The organism is Microbacterium sp. p3-SID336, from assembly GCF_025143365.1.
Taxonomy (GTDB): Bacteria; Actinomycetota; Actinomycetes; order Actinomycetales; family Microbacteriaceae; genus Microbacterium.
In genome coordinates, this window is the sequence record NZ_JALXPE010000073.1 from 1 (window position 1) to 17,209 (window position 17,209).

Annotated in this window: 17 protein-coding genes; 8 read left to right on the forward strand and 9 right to left on the reverse strand. The window is 71.1% G+C overall.

Going from position 1 to position 17,209, the window contains the following annotated elements:
• Positions 1-29: 29 nt before the first annotated feature.
• Positions 30-1,025, reverse strand: coding sequence for a siderophore ABC transporter substrate-binding protein (locus tag M3C17_RS16835; RefSeq protein WP_259979111.1), 996 nt, complete (start codon positions 1,023-1,025; stop codon positions 30-32).
• A gap of 100 nt (positions 1,026-1,125) precedes the next feature.
• On the opposite strand from M3C17_RS16835, the gene M3C17_RS16840 reads away from it, so the two are divergent.
• The 3 genes from M3C17_RS16840 to M3C17_RS16850 all read left to right on the forward strand — a co-directional run bounded on the left by M3C17_RS16840 (position 1,126) and on the right by M3C17_RS16850 (position 2,815).
• Positions 1,126-1,893, forward strand: a complete 768-nt coding sequence (locus tag M3C17_RS16840; RefSeq protein ID WP_259979112.1) for a siderophore-interacting protein — start codon at positions 1,126-1,128, stop codon at positions 1,891-1,893.
• Between the two features lie 31 nt (positions 1,894-1,924).
• Positions 1,925-2,326, forward strand: coding sequence for a VOC family protein (locus M3C17_RS16845; protein WP_259979113.1), 402 nt, complete (start codon positions 1,925-1,927; stop codon positions 2,324-2,326).
• A 123-nt stretch (positions 2,327-2,449) separates the two neighbouring features.
• Positions 2,450-2,815: a hypothetical protein gene (locus M3C17_RS16850; protein ID WP_259979114.1), complete on the forward strand. Its 366-nt coding sequence runs from the start codon at positions 2,450-2,452 to the stop codon at positions 2,813-2,815.
• Positions 2,816-2,857: 42 nt separating this feature from the next.
• On the opposite strand, the gene M3C17_RS16855 is transcribed toward M3C17_RS16850, so the two are convergent.
• Together M3C17_RS16855 and M3C17_RS16860 are read right to left on the reverse strand one after the other, a co-directional pair.
• Positions 2,858-4,318 (reverse strand): MFS transporter, encoded by a 1,461-nt coding sequence (locus tag M3C17_RS16855; protein WP_259979115.1) that lies wholly within the window; start codon positions 4,316-4,318, stop codon positions 2,858-2,860.
• A gap of 52 nt (positions 4,319-4,370) precedes the next feature.
• Positions 4,371-5,711: a M20/M25/M40 family metallo-hydrolase gene (locus M3C17_RS16860; RefSeq protein ID WP_396820430.1), complete on the reverse strand. Its 1,341-nt coding sequence runs from the start codon at positions 5,709-5,711 to the stop codon at positions 4,371-4,373.
• A 147-nt stretch (positions 5,712-5,858) separates the two neighbouring features.
• Between M3C17_RS16860 and M3C17_RS16865 the strand changes: the two genes are divergently transcribed.
• Both M3C17_RS16865 and M3C17_RS16870 read left to right on the forward strand, forming a co-directional pair.
• Positions 5,859-6,599 (forward strand): SDR family oxidoreductase, encoded by a 741-nt coding sequence (locus tag M3C17_RS16865; RefSeq protein WP_259979117.1) that lies wholly within the window; start codon positions 5,859-5,861, stop codon positions 6,597-6,599.
• 101 nt (positions 6,600-6,700) lie between these two features.
• On the forward strand, positions 6,701-7,111 hold the full coding sequence (locus tag M3C17_RS16870) for a VOC family protein (RefSeq protein WP_259979118.1): 411 nt from the start codon (positions 6,701-6,703) through the stop codon (positions 7,109-7,111).
• 63 nt (positions 7,112-7,174) lie between these two features.
• Here M3C17_RS16870 and thrC read toward each other — a convergent pair whose 3' ends face one another.
• The 4 genes from thrC to M3C17_RS16890 form a co-directional block, all read right to left on the reverse strand.
• Positions 7,175-8,578, reverse strand: a complete 1,404-nt coding sequence (gene thrC / locus M3C17_RS16875) for a threonine synthase (protein WP_259979120.1) — start codon at positions 8,576-8,578, stop codon at positions 7,175-7,177.
• A gap of 72 nt (positions 8,579-8,650) precedes the next feature.
• On the reverse strand, positions 8,651-9,427 hold the full coding sequence (erm, locus tag M3C17_RS16880) for a 23S ribosomal RNA methyltransferase Erm (RefSeq protein ID WP_259979121.1): 777 nt from the start codon (positions 9,425-9,427) through the stop codon (positions 8,651-8,653).
• Positions 9,428-9,650: 223 nt separating this feature from the next.
• Positions 9,651-10,253, reverse strand: coding sequence for a response regulator transcription factor (locus M3C17_RS16885; RefSeq protein WP_259979122.1), 603 nt, complete (start codon positions 10,251-10,253; stop codon positions 9,651-9,653).
• Positions 10,250-11,449, reverse strand: coding sequence for a sensor histidine kinase (locus tag M3C17_RS16890; protein ID WP_259979124.1), 1,200 nt, complete (start codon positions 11,447-11,449; stop codon positions 10,250-10,252). The genes M3C17_RS16885 and M3C17_RS16890 overlap by 4 nt, the downstream gene beginning before the upstream one ends.
• A gap of 155 nt (positions 11,450-11,604) precedes the next feature.
• Between M3C17_RS16890 and M3C17_RS16895 the strand changes: the two genes are divergently transcribed.
• The gene (locus M3C17_RS16895; RefSeq protein WP_259979125.1) at positions 11,605-12,153 is read left to right on the forward strand and encodes a small multidrug efflux protein; all 549 of its coding nucleotides are present in this window, start codon (positions 11,605-11,607) and stop codon (positions 12,151-12,153) included.
• 84 nt (positions 12,154-12,237) lie between these two features.
• Complete coding sequence (locus M3C17_RS16900; RefSeq protein ID WP_259979126.1) at positions 12,238-13,143, forward strand: arginase family protein; 906 nt, start codon at positions 12,238-12,240, stop codon at positions 13,141-13,143.
• 20 nt (positions 13,144-13,163) lie between these two features.
• Here M3C17_RS16900 and M3C17_RS16905 read toward each other — a convergent pair whose 3' ends face one another.
• Positions 13,164-14,450: a hemolysin family protein gene (locus M3C17_RS16905; RefSeq protein ID WP_259979127.1), complete on the reverse strand. Its 1,287-nt coding sequence runs from the start codon at positions 14,448-14,450 to the stop codon at positions 13,164-13,166.
• 94 nt (positions 14,451-14,544) lie between these two features.
• Positions 14,545-15,558, reverse strand: a complete 1,014-nt coding sequence (locus M3C17_RS16910) for a TerC family protein (protein ID WP_259979128.1) — start codon at positions 15,556-15,558, stop codon at positions 14,545-14,547.
• A 358-nt stretch (positions 15,559-15,916) separates the two neighbouring features.
• Between M3C17_RS16910 and aspS the strand changes: the two genes are divergently transcribed.
• A partial coding sequence (gene aspS / locus M3C17_RS16915; protein ID WP_259979132.1) for an aspartate--tRNA(Asn) ligase occupies positions 15,917-17,209 on the forward strand: 1,293 nt, incomplete at its 3' end.

Sequence of the window (17,209 nt, forward strand, 5' to 3'; positions counted from 1 at the left end):
GGGGCGGGGCGCCCCCCGCCACGCAGCCCTTACTTGTCGGTGCTCTTCTCGAGCGCGTCGGCGAGGTCGTTGAGGAAGGTGGTGTACGTCTGGATGCCCTCGTTGAGGTAGGTGTCGGCGGGCATGTAGACGATCTGGTCCTCCTTCACCGCGGTGACGCCGGCCAGCGCTTCCGAGTTCTCGAGGATCTCGGCGGCCTGCACGTAGTCAGGCGTCTCCGCCGCGAACACGGCGTCGCGGTCGAGGACGAGGATCCAGTCCGGGTTCGAGGCGGCGATGGCCTCGACGGAGATCTCGTCGCCCTGGTGGTCGTCACTCGCGTCCTCGACCTGCAGCGCGGGCGTGAGGCCCAGGATGTCGTAGATCGGGCCGAGCGAGCGGCCCACGGTCGGCGCGAGGTAGCCGATCTCTCCGCCGGAGGTGTTCACCGCCATGACGGTGTCGGCCTCGTCGTAGGCGGCCTTGGCGCGCTCCACGGCCGCATCGAACTCGTCGACGAGCGTCTGCGCCTCGTCCTGCTTGCCGAAGATCTCGCCGAGCACGGTGGTCTGGCGCTTCAGCTCCTCGTCGAAGGGCTCCCCCTCGCGCGGCTCCAGGTCGATGATGGTCGCGTCGGGCACGAGCTCGGCGATCGCGGCATTGTGCTGCGTGAACCGCTGGCCGCTGATGATGAGGTCGGGCTCGACGGCGACGATGGCCTCCAGGTCGGGCTCGGTGTGCAGACCGAGGTCGACGATGTCGGCGTCGTCCGCGTACGACACCGTCTCCGGCATGAGCGCGACGGCACCGGCGGAGAGCTCGACCCCCCAGTCGGACAGGGTCTGGAACGTGCGGTTGTCGAGGGCGACGACCGAGGTGGGCGGGGTCTCGATCTCGTGCGTGCCCGTGTTGTCCTCGACGGTGACGGAGCTCGCCGCGGCCGTCGTCTCCTCGGGTTCGGCTTCCGCGCCGGTGGCGCAGCCGGAGAGGGCGAGGAGGCCGACGAGGGTGACGCCGGTCGCGGTGAGGGTTCTGGGCACGGACATGGAGAGACTCCTGTTCTGCGGGGGTGGAGCGCACGGATGGGGCGCCGGTCAGGCGGAGCGGGTCGACCCGACCCCGCCGCGTTTAGGTTAGCCTTACTTTATGAGCGATACGAAATCCGGTTTCTCGATCGAGCGTCACGGCCTCGAACTGCGCTTCCGCACCGTGACCCTGGCCGCCCGGGAATGGCTCGCCCCCGATTTCGTGCGCGTGCGTCTCTCCGGTCCGGAACTCGCTGGCTTCGACTCCCTCGGGGCCGATGACCACATGCGCCTGTTCTTCCCGGACGGCCCCGTCGGCTCCATCGAGGAGCTCCGGGCCGCACCCAGCCGCGAGTACACGCCGCTCGCGTGGGGCGACGACTGGCTCGACGTGGAGTTCGCGGTGCACGGCGACGAGGGGGTGGCGGCGCCGTGGGCGGCCACCGCAGCGCTCGGCTCGTCCATCGGCGTCGGCGGTCCCCGCGGCTCCGCCGTGCTGGAGGGCACCCCCGGCTCCTGGCTGCTGATGGGCGATGAGACCGCCATTCCCGCGATTCGCCGCTTCGCCGCGATGATCCCCGAGGGGACACCGGCCCGCATCGTGATCGAGACCGCCTCTCCCGATGGCCACGTCGACATCGCGGCCCCCGTCGCGGTGGAGTGGCTGCATCGGGGCGACGCCCCCGCCGGCTCGGCGCTCATCTCGTTCCTTGAGTCGCTCGCAGTCGACGACGCGGTGGGTGCCGACCCGTTCGTGTTCATCGCGGCGGAGCAGTCGATCGTGAAGCCCGGCCGCGCGCTCCTGGCCCGCTGGGGCGTCGACACCGCACACGCCATCGTGAAGGGCTACTGGAAGCGCGGCGAAGCCGAGTACCACGCGCCGCACTGACAGACGGCGCCCGTGCTGCCAGACTGGGGCGATGGCACTCCTCGATCATCTGGGCATCACCGTCGGCGACCTCGAACGCGGACGGACGCAGTTCCATCCTGTCCTCGCGGCTCTCGGCTACGAGCTCGGCGGGGAGGACGATCATTCGATCTCCTGGCACAACGGCGACGAGACCGAGATGATCCTCTACACATGGGACGAGGAATCCGATCCGCATCGCCATGGGCGGATCGGCTGGCAGCATCTCGCCTTCGCCGTTCCCTCCCGCGAGGAGGTCGACCGCCTGCACGCGCTGGCGGTCGATGCCGGGTGGACGGCGGTGCGCGACCCCAAGGAGTACCCGCGCTACAGCGCGCGCTACTACGCGTCCTTCGTCGAGGACGCCGACGGCATCCGCATCGAGTTCATGTACAACCCGCCGAAGGACGCGTGAGGTCGGTCCGACCACTCCTCCACGAGGACTGATCCGCGAGACCCTTCCACACCCGCCAGTCTGCCGGCCCGGCGCCGCACCAGGATGCTGGCAGGCTGACGGCATCGATGCGACGATGACGGGATGGGATTCATGGACGACGCGCAGATCTGGGCGATGATCGGCGCCTTCACGACTCTCATGCTCGGCACGTTGACCGTCGTCACGACCACGTTCGTGCGCGTGCTCCGGAGCGAACTCGGCGGCATGCGCACCGAGCTGAACACTCAGATCGGCGGCATGCGCAACGAACTCAACGCCCAGATCGGCGGCGTGCGCAACGAGCTCGACGCCCAGATCGGCGGCATGCGCAACGAGCTCAATGCCCAGATCGGCGGGCTCCGCGGCGAGATGAACGGGCGGTTCGACGCGGTGAACACCCGCATCGACGCCCTCGATCGTGACGTGCAGGCACTCGTGAAGCGCACGTTCGGCCTCGACCGCGAGTGACCGCCCTCCCCCGCATCTCGCGCACCCCTGGAGGAACGCCGGTCACACCAGCGGCGCGACCTCGGCCTCCGCTGTCCGATCGGTGAACGCCTCTTTCGGGACGAACACCAGCAGCGCCGCGGCGGCGAGCGCCGTCGCACCGCACACGATCCACACGGTGAAGTAGCCCGCAAGGGATCCCGCCGTCCCCTCCGCCCCGCCCGCCGCGCCTGCCACCCCGTGCAGCAGCGCGATGCCGAACACGCACGAGGCGATCGCACCGCCCACCGTCTTCACCGAGTTCGTCAGTCCCGTCGCGACCCCCGTCTGCGTGGCAGGCGCCGCCGATGCAGCCGCCGCGGGGAGCGCAGCCACGAGGGCACCCGACCCCAGGCCCACCACCACCATGTTCGCGATGACCTGCCCGTAGGCGTCGTGGAACGGGAGGAAGAGCAGGAAGCCGACGCCGACCAGCACCGACGCGCCCATCAGCGTGATCCGAGGCGAGGCCCAGCGCGCCACGGAGGGGAACAGCAGCGCACCGGTGATCATCGCGACGAGGTAGACGCCGATGATGAGCGACGTCGCGAACCCGGTGGTGCCCAGCCCATAGCCGTACTCGGACGGGTCCGTGCGGGCGAAGGTGGACAGCGGCGCCTGGGCACCGAGCACGCTCACCCCGAACAGCCCGGCCGTGAGGAACACGGGGCCGAGTGCCGGCGACCGGAACATGCGCACGTCGATCAGGGGGTCCGCGCAACGCAGCTCCCAACGGACGAACGGCACCACGAGCAGCACGCCGAGCAGCACGACCGCCCACGACCAGGGGTTGGCGAGCCCGCCGTTGAGCCGGAGCAGACTCAGGCCGCCCGTGAAGCAGAGCAGCGCGAGCGAGATGAGCACGAGACCGACCGTGTCGAACACCCCGCCGGCGGGCTCCGGCGACTCCTTCACGCCGAGGAGGATCACGAAGAAGCACACGACGATGAGCACGGCGGGCACCAGCAGCACGACCGTGAGCGGCAGCACGTCGATGAGCGCGCCGCCGACGAGCGCGCCGATGATCGCGCCGCCCTCCAGCGCCGCGACCAGCAGCCCGGCCGCCTTCGCGGTGACGGACGCGCGCCCTTCCATCCGGCGGGAGCGCGACCAGATCAGCGCGATCTCCAGCGGCAGCCACACCACGTAGAAGCCCATGAGCGACCACGCCGCCAGGAACACGGGGAACGAGTCGGTGAACGGCAGCACGAGCGCGGCGGCCGCGGTGACCGCCGTCGAGATGAGCAGCATGCGCTTGTGGCCGAGCATGTCGCCCAGCTTCGCGAAGGCCGGGACGACCAGTGCCGACAGCATGAGCTGCGAGCCCTCGAGCCAGTTCACGTCGGCGTCGTGGATGCCGAGGTGACGGGCGATGTCGGTGAGCATGGGCGTGTAGTAGCCCTGCAGGACGCCGCTGGTGAACTCGACGAAGGCGAGGAAGCCGACGACGACCGCCAGGGTGCCCAGTGTGCGGGTGCGCGTCATCGCGTCTCCTGCTTCGTGTGCGGGTGCCGGGGAGCGGTCCCGGGGGGTGAGATCACCCTAACCCTTCGATGAGCGCCCGATGGAATCGCTCCCCCCGCTCCAGTGCGGCGATCTCGACGCTCTCGTCCACGCCGTGGATGGACGCCCGCTGCGCGTTCGACATGTCCAGCGGCGCGAACCGGTACACGGCGGGCGCGAAGCGGTGGAAGTGCCGGGAGTCGGTCGCGGCCATCATCACGTAGGGCACCGCGGGCACGCCGGGGTGCGACACGGCGAGCGCTGCCGCGAGAAGCGCGAAGGGGGCGGTGTCGGTCGGGGACTCCGGGGACGGCTCGTCGGCCTCCACGACCTCCACGGCGACGAGGGGATCGCGGATGCGGCGGCGCAGCCGATACACCGTCTGCTGCGTGGTCTCACCGAGCGCGATGCGCAGGTTGAGGGTGGCCGAGGCCTGCGAGGGCAGCACGTTCGCAGCGGTGCCCCCGGACTGCATGGTGGGCGCGACGGTGGTGCGCACGAGCGCAGCGGGCTCGCCGCCCAGAGCCGCGAACACCCGTGCGGTGAGGAACGGAGCGGACGCCAGGAGCCGCAGCAGGTGCCGAGCGGGACCGGGCGTGCGGTCGGCCAGCACGCTCAGCATGCGCAGGATCGCGGGCGAGGCCCGGGGGCGGAAGGTGGTGGGACCGAGCCGGTCCACGGCCCTGGCGATCCGGCGCACCGCGGTGAGGGAGGGCGGCGCCGAGGCGTGTCCGCCGTCGCCACGCGCGGAGAGGCGCACGGTCATGACGCCCTTCTCGCCCACGCCGATCATCGCGGCGCGCCCCGGCACGAACGGCAGCGGGGCGTCCACGACGGCGCCCCCCTCGTCGACGACGAGCCACGGGACGATGCCGCGTTCGCGCAGCACCCGGGCGATCTCCTCCGCCGCCTTGCCGTACGTCTCCTCGTTCCCGCCGAAGGAGAGGTACACGTCGCGCGCCGGGACGAACCCGTCCGCGAGCAGGTTCTCCACGGCCTCGAGCACCACGATCAACGGCCCCTTGTCGTCCAGGGCGCCGCGGCCGTGCACCGAGCCGTCGGCGATCACACCGCCGAACGGCGGATGCGTCCACGTATCGCTCTCGTCCACGGGCACCACGTCGTAGTGCGCCATCAGCACGACGGCGCCGTCGGGCTCCGCGCCGCTCCCTCGCCAGTGGAACAGCAGCCCGAAGTCGGTGTGCCGCTCGAGCGTCAGCCGTTCGTGTACCAGCGGGTAGAGCTCGGCGATCAGCGCGACGAACGCCTCGAAGGGCTCGCGCCCGCGGTCCTCGAGCTCGGCCGACACGGTGGGGATCCGGATCAGCTGCGACAGCCGGTCGGCGATGCCGGGGCGCACGGTGGGGGTCGTCACAGTCGTCATCGTAGCGAGCAGGCGAGACCTTCCCGCAGCCGCATCCCCACGCGCCCGCCGCGCGCCCTATCCTGGCGATGACCCCTGGCATGGGACGAGCCGACCCGACGCGGCCCCGCAGGAGCGTCACCGACACGAGGAGTGCCCATGAGGATCGCCGTGGCAGGGGGAACCGGTGTGGTCGGCAGGCACACGGTGGACGCCGTGCGGAGCGCGGGGCACGAGGCGGTGGTCCTCAGCCGCTCGCACGGGGTCGACCTCGTCAGCGGTCGCGGCGTCGCGGAGGCTCTCGCGGGCGCCGATGCGGTGGTCGACGTGACGAGCATCGCGACGCTCAAGGCCGACGCCGCGATCGAGTTCTTCACCGCGGCGACCGGCACCCTGGTCTCCGCGGCCGCCGACGCCGGCGTGCCGCACGTGGTCCTGCTCTCCATCGTGGGGGTGGACCGCATCCCCTATGACTACTACGCGGGGAAGGTCGCGCAGGAGAAGGTGGTGCAGGCGTCCGCCGTGCCGTGGACGATCCTGCGTGCCACGCAGTTCCACGAGTTCGCGGCGCAGATGTTCGACCGCGCGCGGCTGGGCCCGCTGCACCTCGCTCCGCGGGCACGCACCCAGCCGATCGCCGCGCAGGAGGTGGGGGCGCGGCTGGCTCAGCTCGCCGCCGGCACCGCGCAGGGCCGGGTTCCCGACCTGGCGGGACCACGCGAGGAGCAGCTGGCCGACATGATCCGCGCCTACGCCCGCCGCCGCGGTTACCGCGGCTGGATCCCCGCGCTCGACGTTCCGGGGCCGCAGATGGCGGGGATGCGGGCGGGCAAGGCCCTCCCCGGTGAGGATGCGACCCTGGGCAGGCAGACGTTCGCGGAGTGGCTCGCCGCCCAGTGACGGCGACCCGTCGCCGTGTGTCTTGCGGTGACCGGCGGTGCGAGCGCAGACTGGGTGCGCGGCGGGGGACCACATCATCTCGACCCTGATCAGGAGTGCCCATGGCGAACCTCAATCCGTACCTGTCCTTCCGCACCGAGGCGCGCGAGGCCATGGAGTTCTATCAGAGCGTGCTCGGGGGTGACCTCGACATCAACGTCTTCGGGGAGTTCCCCGACATGGTGCAGGACCCGAGCCAGAAGGATCTGGTCATGCACGCGCAGCTCACCACCCCGGATGGGCTCGTGCTCATGGCGTCGGACACCCCCGACGGCATGACGTACGAGAAGCCGCAGGGCATCTCGGTGTCGCTCAGCGGCAACACCCAGGAGGTCACACAGCAGGTGTGGGACCGGCTGTCCGAGGGCGCCACGATCACCATGCCGCTCGGGGTGCCGCCGTGGGGCGGCACGTTCGGCATGCTCGTCGACCGCTTCGGCATCGCCTGGATGCTGCACGGCGACCCCGAATGATCTGACGCGAGACCCCCTGCCGCGGTTCGGCGACAGGGGGTCTCGGCGATTCCGCCACGCGGGTCAGTGCCGCGCGTGCTCCTGGATGAACGCGCGCAGCGCCTGCTCGTCGTCGGCCATCTCGGTCACGTGCTGGGGCGCGTCGAGCATCGCCCGCAACTCCGGGGAGTAGCCGAGCTCCACCCCGATGGCCTCGTGGATCGTCTCGGCGAACTTCTCGGGCTTGGCCGTCTCCAGCACGAGCATCGGCACGCCCGGCTCGACGTGCTCGCGCGCCACCTTCACACCGTCGGCCGTGTGCGGGTCGATGACCTCGCCCGAGGCCTCGTACACCGCGCGGATCGTGGCGAGCCGGTCGTCATGGGTGGACGTGCCGCTGACGATGCCGAACTCCTCGACGAAGCGCTCCCGCTCGGCGGAGAAGTCGAAGAAGCCCTGGGCCTCCAGGTCGTCCCAGGCTCCGACGACGCGCGCCGGGTCGCGGTCCACCAGCTCGAAGATGAAGCGCTCCAGGTTCGAGGCCTTCGAGATGTCCATCGACGGGCTCGACGTGGCGAGGGTCTGTGCGGCACTGCGCGGCCGGTAGACCCCGGTGCGGAAGAACTCGTCGAGCACGTTGTTCTCGTTCGCGGCGAGCACGAGCCGCCGGATCGGCAGACCCATCTGCTTCGCGAAGAAGCCGGAGAGGATGTTGCCGAAGTTGCCGGAGGGCACGGTGAAGGACACCTCGGCCCAGCCGCCGGCATCCGTCGCCCGCAGCCATGCCCAGAAGTAGTAGACGGTCTGGGCGGTGATGCGCGCGAGGTTGATCGAGTTCACCGCGCCGAGGTGCTGTGCACGCTTGAAGTCGAGGTCCCCCGCGAGCTTCTTCACGAGGTTCTGGCAGTCGTCGAAGACACCTGCGACGGCGATGTTGTGCACGTTCTCGTCATCGAGCGAGAACATCTGCGCACGCTGGAACGCGCTCATCCGCCCCTGCGGCGACAGCATGAACACCGCGATCCGCTCCTTGCCGCGGAGGGCGTGCTCGGCGGCGGAGCCGGTGTCGCCCGAGGTGGCTCCGAGGATGTTGAGGACGGCGCCCTGCTTCTCGAGCGTGTACTCCAGCACCTGCCCGAGGAACTGCATCGCCATGTCCTTGAACGCCAGCGTCGGGCCCTCGGACAGCCCGACCAGCGTGAGGTCGTCGTCGATGCGGCGCAGCGGCACCACCCCGTCCGGGAAGCCGGCGTAGGCGTCCGCCGTCATGCGTGCCAGGTCCTGCCGCGGGATGTCGGTCGCGAACAGCGCCAGCACCTCGGTCGCGAGCTGTGGATAGGTCAGCGCCCGCCACCGCTCGAGCGTCTCCCCGTCGACCTCGGGCATGCTCTCGGGCACCGACAGCCCCCCATCGGGCGCGAGGCCCTCCAGCAGCGTCTCGCTGAACGACTGCGGCTGCATGCCGCCGCGGGTGGAGATGAACGGCACGATGGCTCCTCGGCTCGAAACTCGGCGCCTCCATTCTGACAGGCCGCGGCGAGCGCGCCGGACGGATGACGGTCACCGCCGCCCGAGCTGCGCCCACAGCCCCGCCCAGTGCTCGGGCCGCAGATCGCGCGGGAGACGGGCACCGCTCGCGCCGACGGCGTTCAGCGCCTGATGCGCCCTGCGGCGGTCGACCCCGCGCGCCCGCGACACGATTGCGGGCAGCCCCGATCCGCGCGCGGTGAACATCTCCCGCACGAACGTCTCGTAGGCCCGCTGCTCACGGAAGGGCACCAGCGGCGATCCGCGGCGCGTGATCGCGAGCAGCCCGCCGTCGACGCTCGGCGCGGGCGAGAATCCCCAGGCGGGCACCCGTCCCTCCAGCGAGAACGTGAACCACGGCGCGGACTGCGCGGTCATCATCGTGCCGCCGCCGACGCCCGCGCGCTTGCGCGCGACCTCCCACTGGGTGAGCAACACGGCATCACGCCATTGCTCGGAGCGGAGGAGTCGACGCAGGATGGGCGTCGTCAGATGGAACGGGACGTTGCCCACGACCACGTCGGCGTCGAGCGGGTGGCGGGTCGCGTCGGCGACCTCGATCCGCACACCCGGCAGTGCGGACCGCAGCCGGCGCACGCGGTGCTCGTCCACGTCGATCGCGGTGAGCGGGCGGTCGAGCCGTGCGAGTGGGTGCGTCAGCGCGCCGTCACCGGCGCCCAGTTCGAGGAGCGAGCCGGAGGTGCGGTCGACGAGCGAGAGGATGCGGTCGCGCGTCGGTCTGTGGGTGAGGAAGTTCTGGCCGAGTTCGTGGCGGCCGCCATGGACGGATCGGGATCGGTTGCGAGGCATGGGTGCGCTCCGGAGAAGTGGATCGGAGCACCTCGGAGGAGGGGAAGCGCGAGCAGGGTCGGCGAAGTGAGCCCGTCCCGAGGTGCGATGACATCTCGGTGGACGGCGCGCGGAGGCGTGCGGAGAGCGAGCGCGCCGTCAGGAGCGGCGGTCGCGGAACACGAGGTTGCGCCCCATCACGGGCGCGGCGCATATGGTTCCCATGCCGGCCAGCATACCGGTGTCAGATCCAGCCGCGCTCCTCCGCGATCAGCACCGCCTGCTGCCGCGTGCCGACCGACAGCTTGCCGAGGATCACCGAGATGTGGTTGCGCACCGTGCCGGGCGCCAGCGCCAGAGCCCGCGCGATCTGTCCCGTCGTCTCCCCCCGCCGACCGGCGCGCAGCACGTCCAGCTCGCGATCCGTCAGCGGCGAGCGCTCGTCGCTCAGGGCGTCCGCGGCGATCTCCGGGTCGACGTAGCGCGCTCCGGCCGCGACGCGGCGGATGATGGCCGCCAGCTCCTCCGCGCCGCGGGACTTCGGCACGAAGCCGGACACCCCCGAGGCCAGCGCCCGCCGGAGCACGCCCGGCCTGGCGTGCCGCGTCACCACGATGCAGCGCGCGGGGATCGCGCGGTGCAGCCGCTCCGCGACCTGCACGCCGTCCAGCCCCGGCATCTCCAGGTCGAGCAGGCACACGTCCGGCTGCAGCCGGAGCGCCACCGCGACCGCCTGCTCGCCGTCCGCGCACTCGGCCACCACGTCGATGTCATCCTCCAGGCGCAGCAGCGCCGCGAGCGCCGAGCGGATCATGCCCTCGTCATCGGCGAGCAGCACGCGGATCACGACGCCGCCCTCACGTCCGACGGCACCGTCACGGCCACCAGGAACTCGCCGTCGTCCCGGTGCAGCTCGAACGTGCCGCCGACGTCGGCGATCCGCCTCCGCACACCCTCCAGACCGGAGCCTTCCTCGTCCGCGGTCGCCGCGGCGTCGGCGTCGTTCGCGATCTCGTACCGCCAGGCGTCCGGCGTGCGCGTGAGGGCGAGGCGTGCGCGGCCTCCCCTGCCGTGCCGGAGCACATTGGTCGTCGTCTCCCTGATCACGGGGCCGAGTGCGGCCGCGGGTGCCAGATCGGCGTCCGGCGCGATGGCGGCCTCGACGTCGAGCCCCGCGGCGCGCAGCAGATCTCGCGCATTCGCCAGCTCGTCCCCGAGCGGCACGGAGCGGAAGCGCGTCGCGAGGTCGCGCGTGCCCTGCCGCGCCTCGTCCACGCTCACCCTGGCCGCACGCAGCTGTTCCATCCCTGCTTCCCGGTCGGTCGGCAGCAGCCGCTCCGCAAGTTCCAGCTGCAGCGCGATCACCTGCAGGTGATGCCCCTGCAGGTCGTGCACGTCGGTGGCCACGCGCAGCCGCTCCTGAGTCGCCGCGAGTCGAGCCTCGGACGCGCGCGCCCTGTCGAGCGTGACCAGCACGTCCCACCACCACAGCGAGCTGACGCTCATGCCGGGGAGCGCCGCCGCGTACAGCACCGGCAGCCACCACGGCAGGTCGTCGCCCACCCCGGTCGTCGCGGAGTCGACCACGGCGAGCGAGACCAGCAGCAGCGTCGCGGCGCCGACCACGCGGACGCGCACGCCCCGGGGCCAGCTGAGCAGCACGAAGAACTGCACGACGGGCATCGCCCCGAGCTGCCAGCTGCCGACGAGCAGGCCGGCCGTGACCCCGTAGGCCACGGCGACCGCGAACGGCACCCCCAGGCGCACCCACCCCTGGCTCGCCTCGCCGCCCGAGCGGTGCCGGTACTCGCTGAGGAGCAGGACGGTGGACGCACACCACACGATCCCGCCGAGACCCACCACGCCCACGACCTCGCCACGGAGATCCTCGGCGGCTGCGATCCCGGTCCACGCTCCGACGAGCATCAGTTCGATGAACACCACAGCGGTGAGCGTGTACCACCAGGTCGCGGTGATGCCGCGGGCGAGCTGACGGGAACCGGGCGAGGGATCGGCGGCGGGGGTCGGGGGGAAGGGTCGCACGCTCCCACGATAGAGGCGTGACACTTGTCACCCGTGCCGCGGGCGAACCGCACGGAAGCCGGTGACGGTCCGGCACTCCCGCCGCGGTCGGCTCTCCGCTGGACTGGGGTCATCGCGACGGAGACACCGCTCGCACCGAAACCGGGAGCATCGCCATGAACCTCATCGAGACCTTCCAGAACCTCGTCGCCCAGGTCCCCGACCTGGTGCAGCCGCTGATCGTCGCCCTGGCCGGCGCCGTGCCCTTCATCGAGGGCGAGGGTGCGGCCGGGATCGGCATCATCGGGGGCATCCCGCCGGTGCTCGCCGCCGTCGCCGCCATGGCGGGCAACTTCGTGTGCGTGGCGATCCTGGTGCTCGCGAGTTCCGGGGCACGGCGGGCGATCGTCGACCGCTCGCGGGCGCGGCAGCTGGCGGTCGCGGGCGGCGGTAGCGCGACGGACGTCGATGCGTCGTCGCAGCCGGTGGACGGCGGGCGCGGCTCTGCGCGACGCGACAAGTTCCAGCGCGCGTTCGAGCGCTACGGCGTCCCCGGTGTCAGCCTTCTCGGACCGCTCCTGCTGCCGACGCACTTCACCGCGACGATGCTCGCCGCGTCCGGCATCGGCAAGGGCCGCATCCTCGTCTGGCAGGCGGTCGCGATCGTCGGCTGGACCACGGTGGTGGCGGTCATCATCGGCGGCGCGGTCTCTGCCATCCACTGAGGCTCGCGGGCGGCGGGGGTGGCGGGCCCGCCGCCCGGATCGAGACCGCCCGCCGATGTCCGACCCCCTCGGCAGGATGAGCGCATGATCACGCTCCTGTCTGCGCCCAGCAATCTCGGTCTGCGTCCCCCCGAGCCCGGGAGTGTTCCCGGGGCGGCGAAAGCACCGGAGGCCCTCCGCGAGGCGGGCCTGTACGACCGGTTCGCCGCTCGCGGCGCCACCGATGCGGGCGTCGTGCTGCCCGGTCGCTATGTCGACGACGATGCCGTGCGGCCGAGCGGCCAGATCCGCAACGAGGCGGCTTTCGTGGATCACTCGCTGCGCCTCGCCACGCGCATCGGCAACGCACTCGATGGCGGGCTCGCGCCGCTCGTGATCGGGGGCGATTGCGGGATCCTGGTAGGGGCCGGCATCGCGGCCGCGCGCCGCGGAGGGACGGGACTCGTCCACATCGACGGCCACACGGACTTCCGCCATCCCGGCAACAGCGCCGCGTGCGCGTCCGTCGCGGGAGAGGCTCTGGCGGCGGCGATCGGTCTGCACTGGCCGGCCGTCGCTGACATCGACGGGCTCGCGCCCTACTTCGATGCGGGGCGCACCGCACACATCGGCCACCGGGAGGACGACGAGGAGCAGGAGGAGGTGCGCGGGCTCCTGGGCCGGGTGACTCCCGCGGCCGACGTGAGGTCACGCGGCGCCCGCGCAGTGGCAGCGGAGTCGGCCGAGGCGGCGGGTGGCGCCTATTGGCTCCAGCTCGACGTGGACGTACTCGACCCCACCGTGATGCCGGCCGTCGACAGCCCGGACCCGGGCGGCCTGACAGCCGACGAGCTGACGGCACTGCTGAGGGCGCTCGCACCCGGGGCGATCGGCGCGAGCATCACCGTGTTCGACCCGGATCTCGACCCGGACGGCCGCTACGCACGGCTGCTCGTCGACGTGCTCTCCGAGGGCCTGGCGGAGTTGGGCAGCGGAGCGCGTCGCAGCTGACGCGCCCCGCCACCCCGCGCTCAGTCCGCGGCGGTCGGTGCGGCTTCGGCGTGCAGCGTCACCCGGACCCGGGCGATGCGGCGCCGATCCACTTCGGCCACCTGGATCGTGGCCCCCGGCACCTCCACGGTGTCGCCGACGACAGCGAGCCGGCCGAGCTGCTCGGTGACGAAGCCGGCGATCGTGTCGGAGGAGCCGCGCGGCATCGCGAGCCCCGTGGCCTCCTCGAAGTCCTGCAGGTTGAGACGGCCGTCGAGGCCGTCGCCGGCCGAGATGAACACCTCGGCGTCGTACTCGTCGAAGATCTCGCCGACCACCTCCTCCACGAGGTCCTCGAGGGTGACGAGCCCATCGGTGCCGCCGTACTCGTCGACGACGACGGCGATGTGGTGCCCCTCGGCGCGCATGCGGGTCAGGGTCGGCAGCACCCGCGCAGTCGAGGGGATGTAGGGGATCGGCCGCACGATGGCCTGAAGCGCGCGATCGGCGTCATCGGCGGCGGCCTCGAAGAGGTCGCGCACATGCACGAAGCCCGTGATGTCGTCGATCGAGGTCTGCGAGACGGGGTAGCGCGAGAACGGCAGGTCGCGCACCTGCTGCATGGCGGCGCCGACGGTCGCCCTCTCATCGAGTGCCACGACCTCGGGTCGGGGTCGCATGACCTCGCTCACCTGGCGACCGCGCAGCGACAGCACGTCGTCCAGGATCCGCCGCTCGTCATCCGGGAGGCCCTGGTGGGTGGCGACGATGTCGCGGACCTCCTCGTCGGTGAGCTCGTCGCTCGTCTTGTGCGGGTCGCCGCCGAGCACACGCACGAGGGCGTTCGTCGAGACGGACAGCAGCCAGATGACCGGCCGCATGACCGTGGCGAAACCGTTGAGCGCCGGCGCCACGGCGTAGGAGAACTGGGCGTTGCGCTGGATCGCGAGCCGCTTGGGCACGAGCTCGCCGAGCACAAGCGAGAGGTACGCGATGATCAGGGTGAGCACGACCGTCGCCACGGTGAGCGCGAGGGCGGGCGCCAGGCCCCACGCCTCGAACACGGGCGCCAGCGACGGCGCGATGGAGGTCGCGCCGTAGGCGGCGGAAGCGAAGCCCGCGACGGTCACGCCGATCTGCACCGCCGAGAGGAACGTGTTGGGGTTGCGCGCCAGGGCCGCGACCTTGGCGCCGCGCCTGCCGCGCTGTGCGATCGCGTTCAGCTGGCTCTCGCGCAGCGTGACCAGCGCCATCTCCGTCGCGGCGAAGACACCGCCGATCAGCACGAACGCGAGCACGAGGGCGATGTTCAGGAGCAGGTCGCCCATCAGCGGGTTCCCTCCCCTGGTGCGGGGTGAGCGCCCGGGACGAACCGGGCGCTCGTACTGTCGGAGTCCGAAGAGTCAGAACAGCGCTGCGCGCTCAAGAATGCTCCTTGTCGATGGGGATGGTGCCGGTGGTGGCGGGGTGGGACGGGGTGTTGCGGGTCTTGAGCAGGCTCGCGACCGTGGCGACCGCGATGGTCGCGGCGATGAACAGCAGCGAGAACCAGATCGGGATCTCGGGGGCCCACGCGACGCCTTCGCCGCCGTTGATGAACGGCAGCTCGTTGACGTGCAGCGCGTGGAGGACGAGCTTCACACCGATGAACGCGAGGATGACCGCGAGGCCCTGCGCGAGGTACACCAGGCGCTCCAGGAGGCCGCCGATGAGGAAGTACAGCTGGCGGAGACCCATGAGCGCGAAGGCGTTCGCGGTGAAGACGATGTACGCCTGGTCGGTGAGCCCGTAGATCGCGGGGATCGAGTCGACCGCGAAGACGAGGTCGATGAAGCCGATGGCGATGATGGTCAGCAGCATCGGCGTCACGAAGCGCTTCCCGTTCTTCACGACGGTCAGCCGGTCCTCGTTGTACTCCTCGCTGACGGGGAGGTGGCGGCGCACGAAGGTCATGAAGCGACCGTTGGCGGGGTTGCTGTCATGGTCTGCGAACGCCTGGCGGTACGCGAGGACCAGCAGCAGCGCGCCGAACACGTAGAAGATCCACGAGAAGTTCTCGATCAGCGTGGCGCCGATCGCGATGAAGATGCCGCGGAGCACCAGCGCGATCACGATGCCGATCATCAGCACCTTCTGCTGGTACTTCTTCGGCACGGCGAAGCCGCTCATCACGATGAGGAACACGAAGAGGTTGTCGATCGACAGCGCCTTCTCCGTGAGATAGCCGGCGAAGTACTCGCCGCCGTAGGTCCATCCGGAGACCACGCCGATTCCGACGCCGAACAGCAGCGCGAGGCTGATGTAGAAGATGGACCAGCGCGCGGATTCGCCGATGGTGGGCTCGTGCGGGGTGCGCACGTGCGCGAAGAACTCGTACACGAAGAACGCGATGGTGACCGCGATCGTGATGATCCAGATCAGGGGGGTGATGTCCAACAGGTACTCCAGACTCAGGCGTGGCAGAACAGCGCCAAAGTCTTCTCCATCCCTGGGCGGGACCGGTGGGCCGGGATGCGTGGCATCCGTAATGACGACCCGACCGTGTCGGAGTACTCCCCTTGGACGTCCCAGGGTACGAGACGTGCATATCGGAATCCTGTGGATCAGCCGAGAACTCGTCGCCTAGACTGGCCGTGGCGACCGCGGGGCGTGACGAACCCCGGCCTTCCACGGCAGGCGGTCCCCGCGCGTCCGGCGTATCGACGAGAGGCCGGCTTCTCACCGGCGAAGGTGTGGTGGCACCGCGATCTGGCCCCCGCCCACACCTCCAGGGCTTCCGCAACCTGGAGGAGACATGAGATCACCCGACCCCGCCCGCACTCTCGCGGCGGAACTCGCCCACACCGCCCCCGGCAAGATCGTCGTGCTGTACGGCCACGTGCACCGACGTCGCGCGCTCGCCACTGTGGCCTTCCTGATCCTGCGCGACCGATCGGGCCTGGCCCAGGTCGTGCTGCGGCAGGACGAGCTCCCGGCCGAGGGCCTGCCGCCCGAGGAGACCGTGGTCCGCATCACCGGCACGGTGTCCGCCAACCCGCAGGCTCCGGGCGGGGTGGAGGTCGCGACGCCGCAGATCGAGTTGCTCTCCGACCCCGCGCACACGCCGGTGGTCGACCTGTGGCGACCGACGCTGGACGCGACCCTGCCGACGGTGCTCGACCATGCGCCGGTCACCTGGCGCCATCCGGCCCGCCGGGCCACCTGGCAGCTGGCGGCGGCGAGCCTGCGGGCCTTCCGGCGCACGCTCGACACGGCCGGCTTCACCGAGGTGCAGACGCCGAAGATCGTCGACACCGTGACCGAGTCGGGCGCGAACGTGTTCCCGGTCGACTACTTCGGCACCACGGCCTATCTGGCGCAGAGCCCGCAGTTCTACAAGCAGCAGCTGGTCGGGGTGTTCGAGCGGGTGTACGAGGTCGGGCCGGTGTTCCGCGCCGAGCCGCATGACACCGTGCGACACCTCTCCGAGTACGTCTCGCTCGACGTGGAGCTCGGGTTCATACGGGACCACCGCGACGTGCTGACGCTGCTGGGCGAGGTGCTGCGGGCGATGCTCGACGGCATCCGCACCGAGGCCGCCGATGCGGTGGCGCTGCTGGACACACCGCTGCCGACGATCCCGGAGGAGATCCCCGTCGTGCACTTCCAGGACGCCCTGCGTCTGGTCGGGGCGCCTGCGGAGGAGCCGGACCTCGCGCCCGCGCATGAGCGCGCTCTCGGCGCGTGGGCGCTGGAGGAGTTCGGCAGCGACGTGCTGGCGGTGGAGGGCTACCCGATGCGCAAGCGGCCGTTCTACACGCACCCCCAACCGGACGACGAACGGTGGAGCAACAGCTTCGACCTGCTGTTCCGGGGTTTGGAGCTGGTCACGGGCGGGCAGCGGCGACACCGGCACGCCGAGCTGGTCGCGGCCATCGAGGCGCGCGGCGAGTCCCCCTCGGCCTACGCGTCCTACCTGGAGGCGTTCGCGCACGGGATGCCACCGCACGGCGGGTTCGCGATCGGACTGGAGCGGTGGATCGGCCGTCTGACAGAGGCTGCCAACATCCGTGAGGTCACGCTGTTCCCCCGGGACCTGCACCGCCTG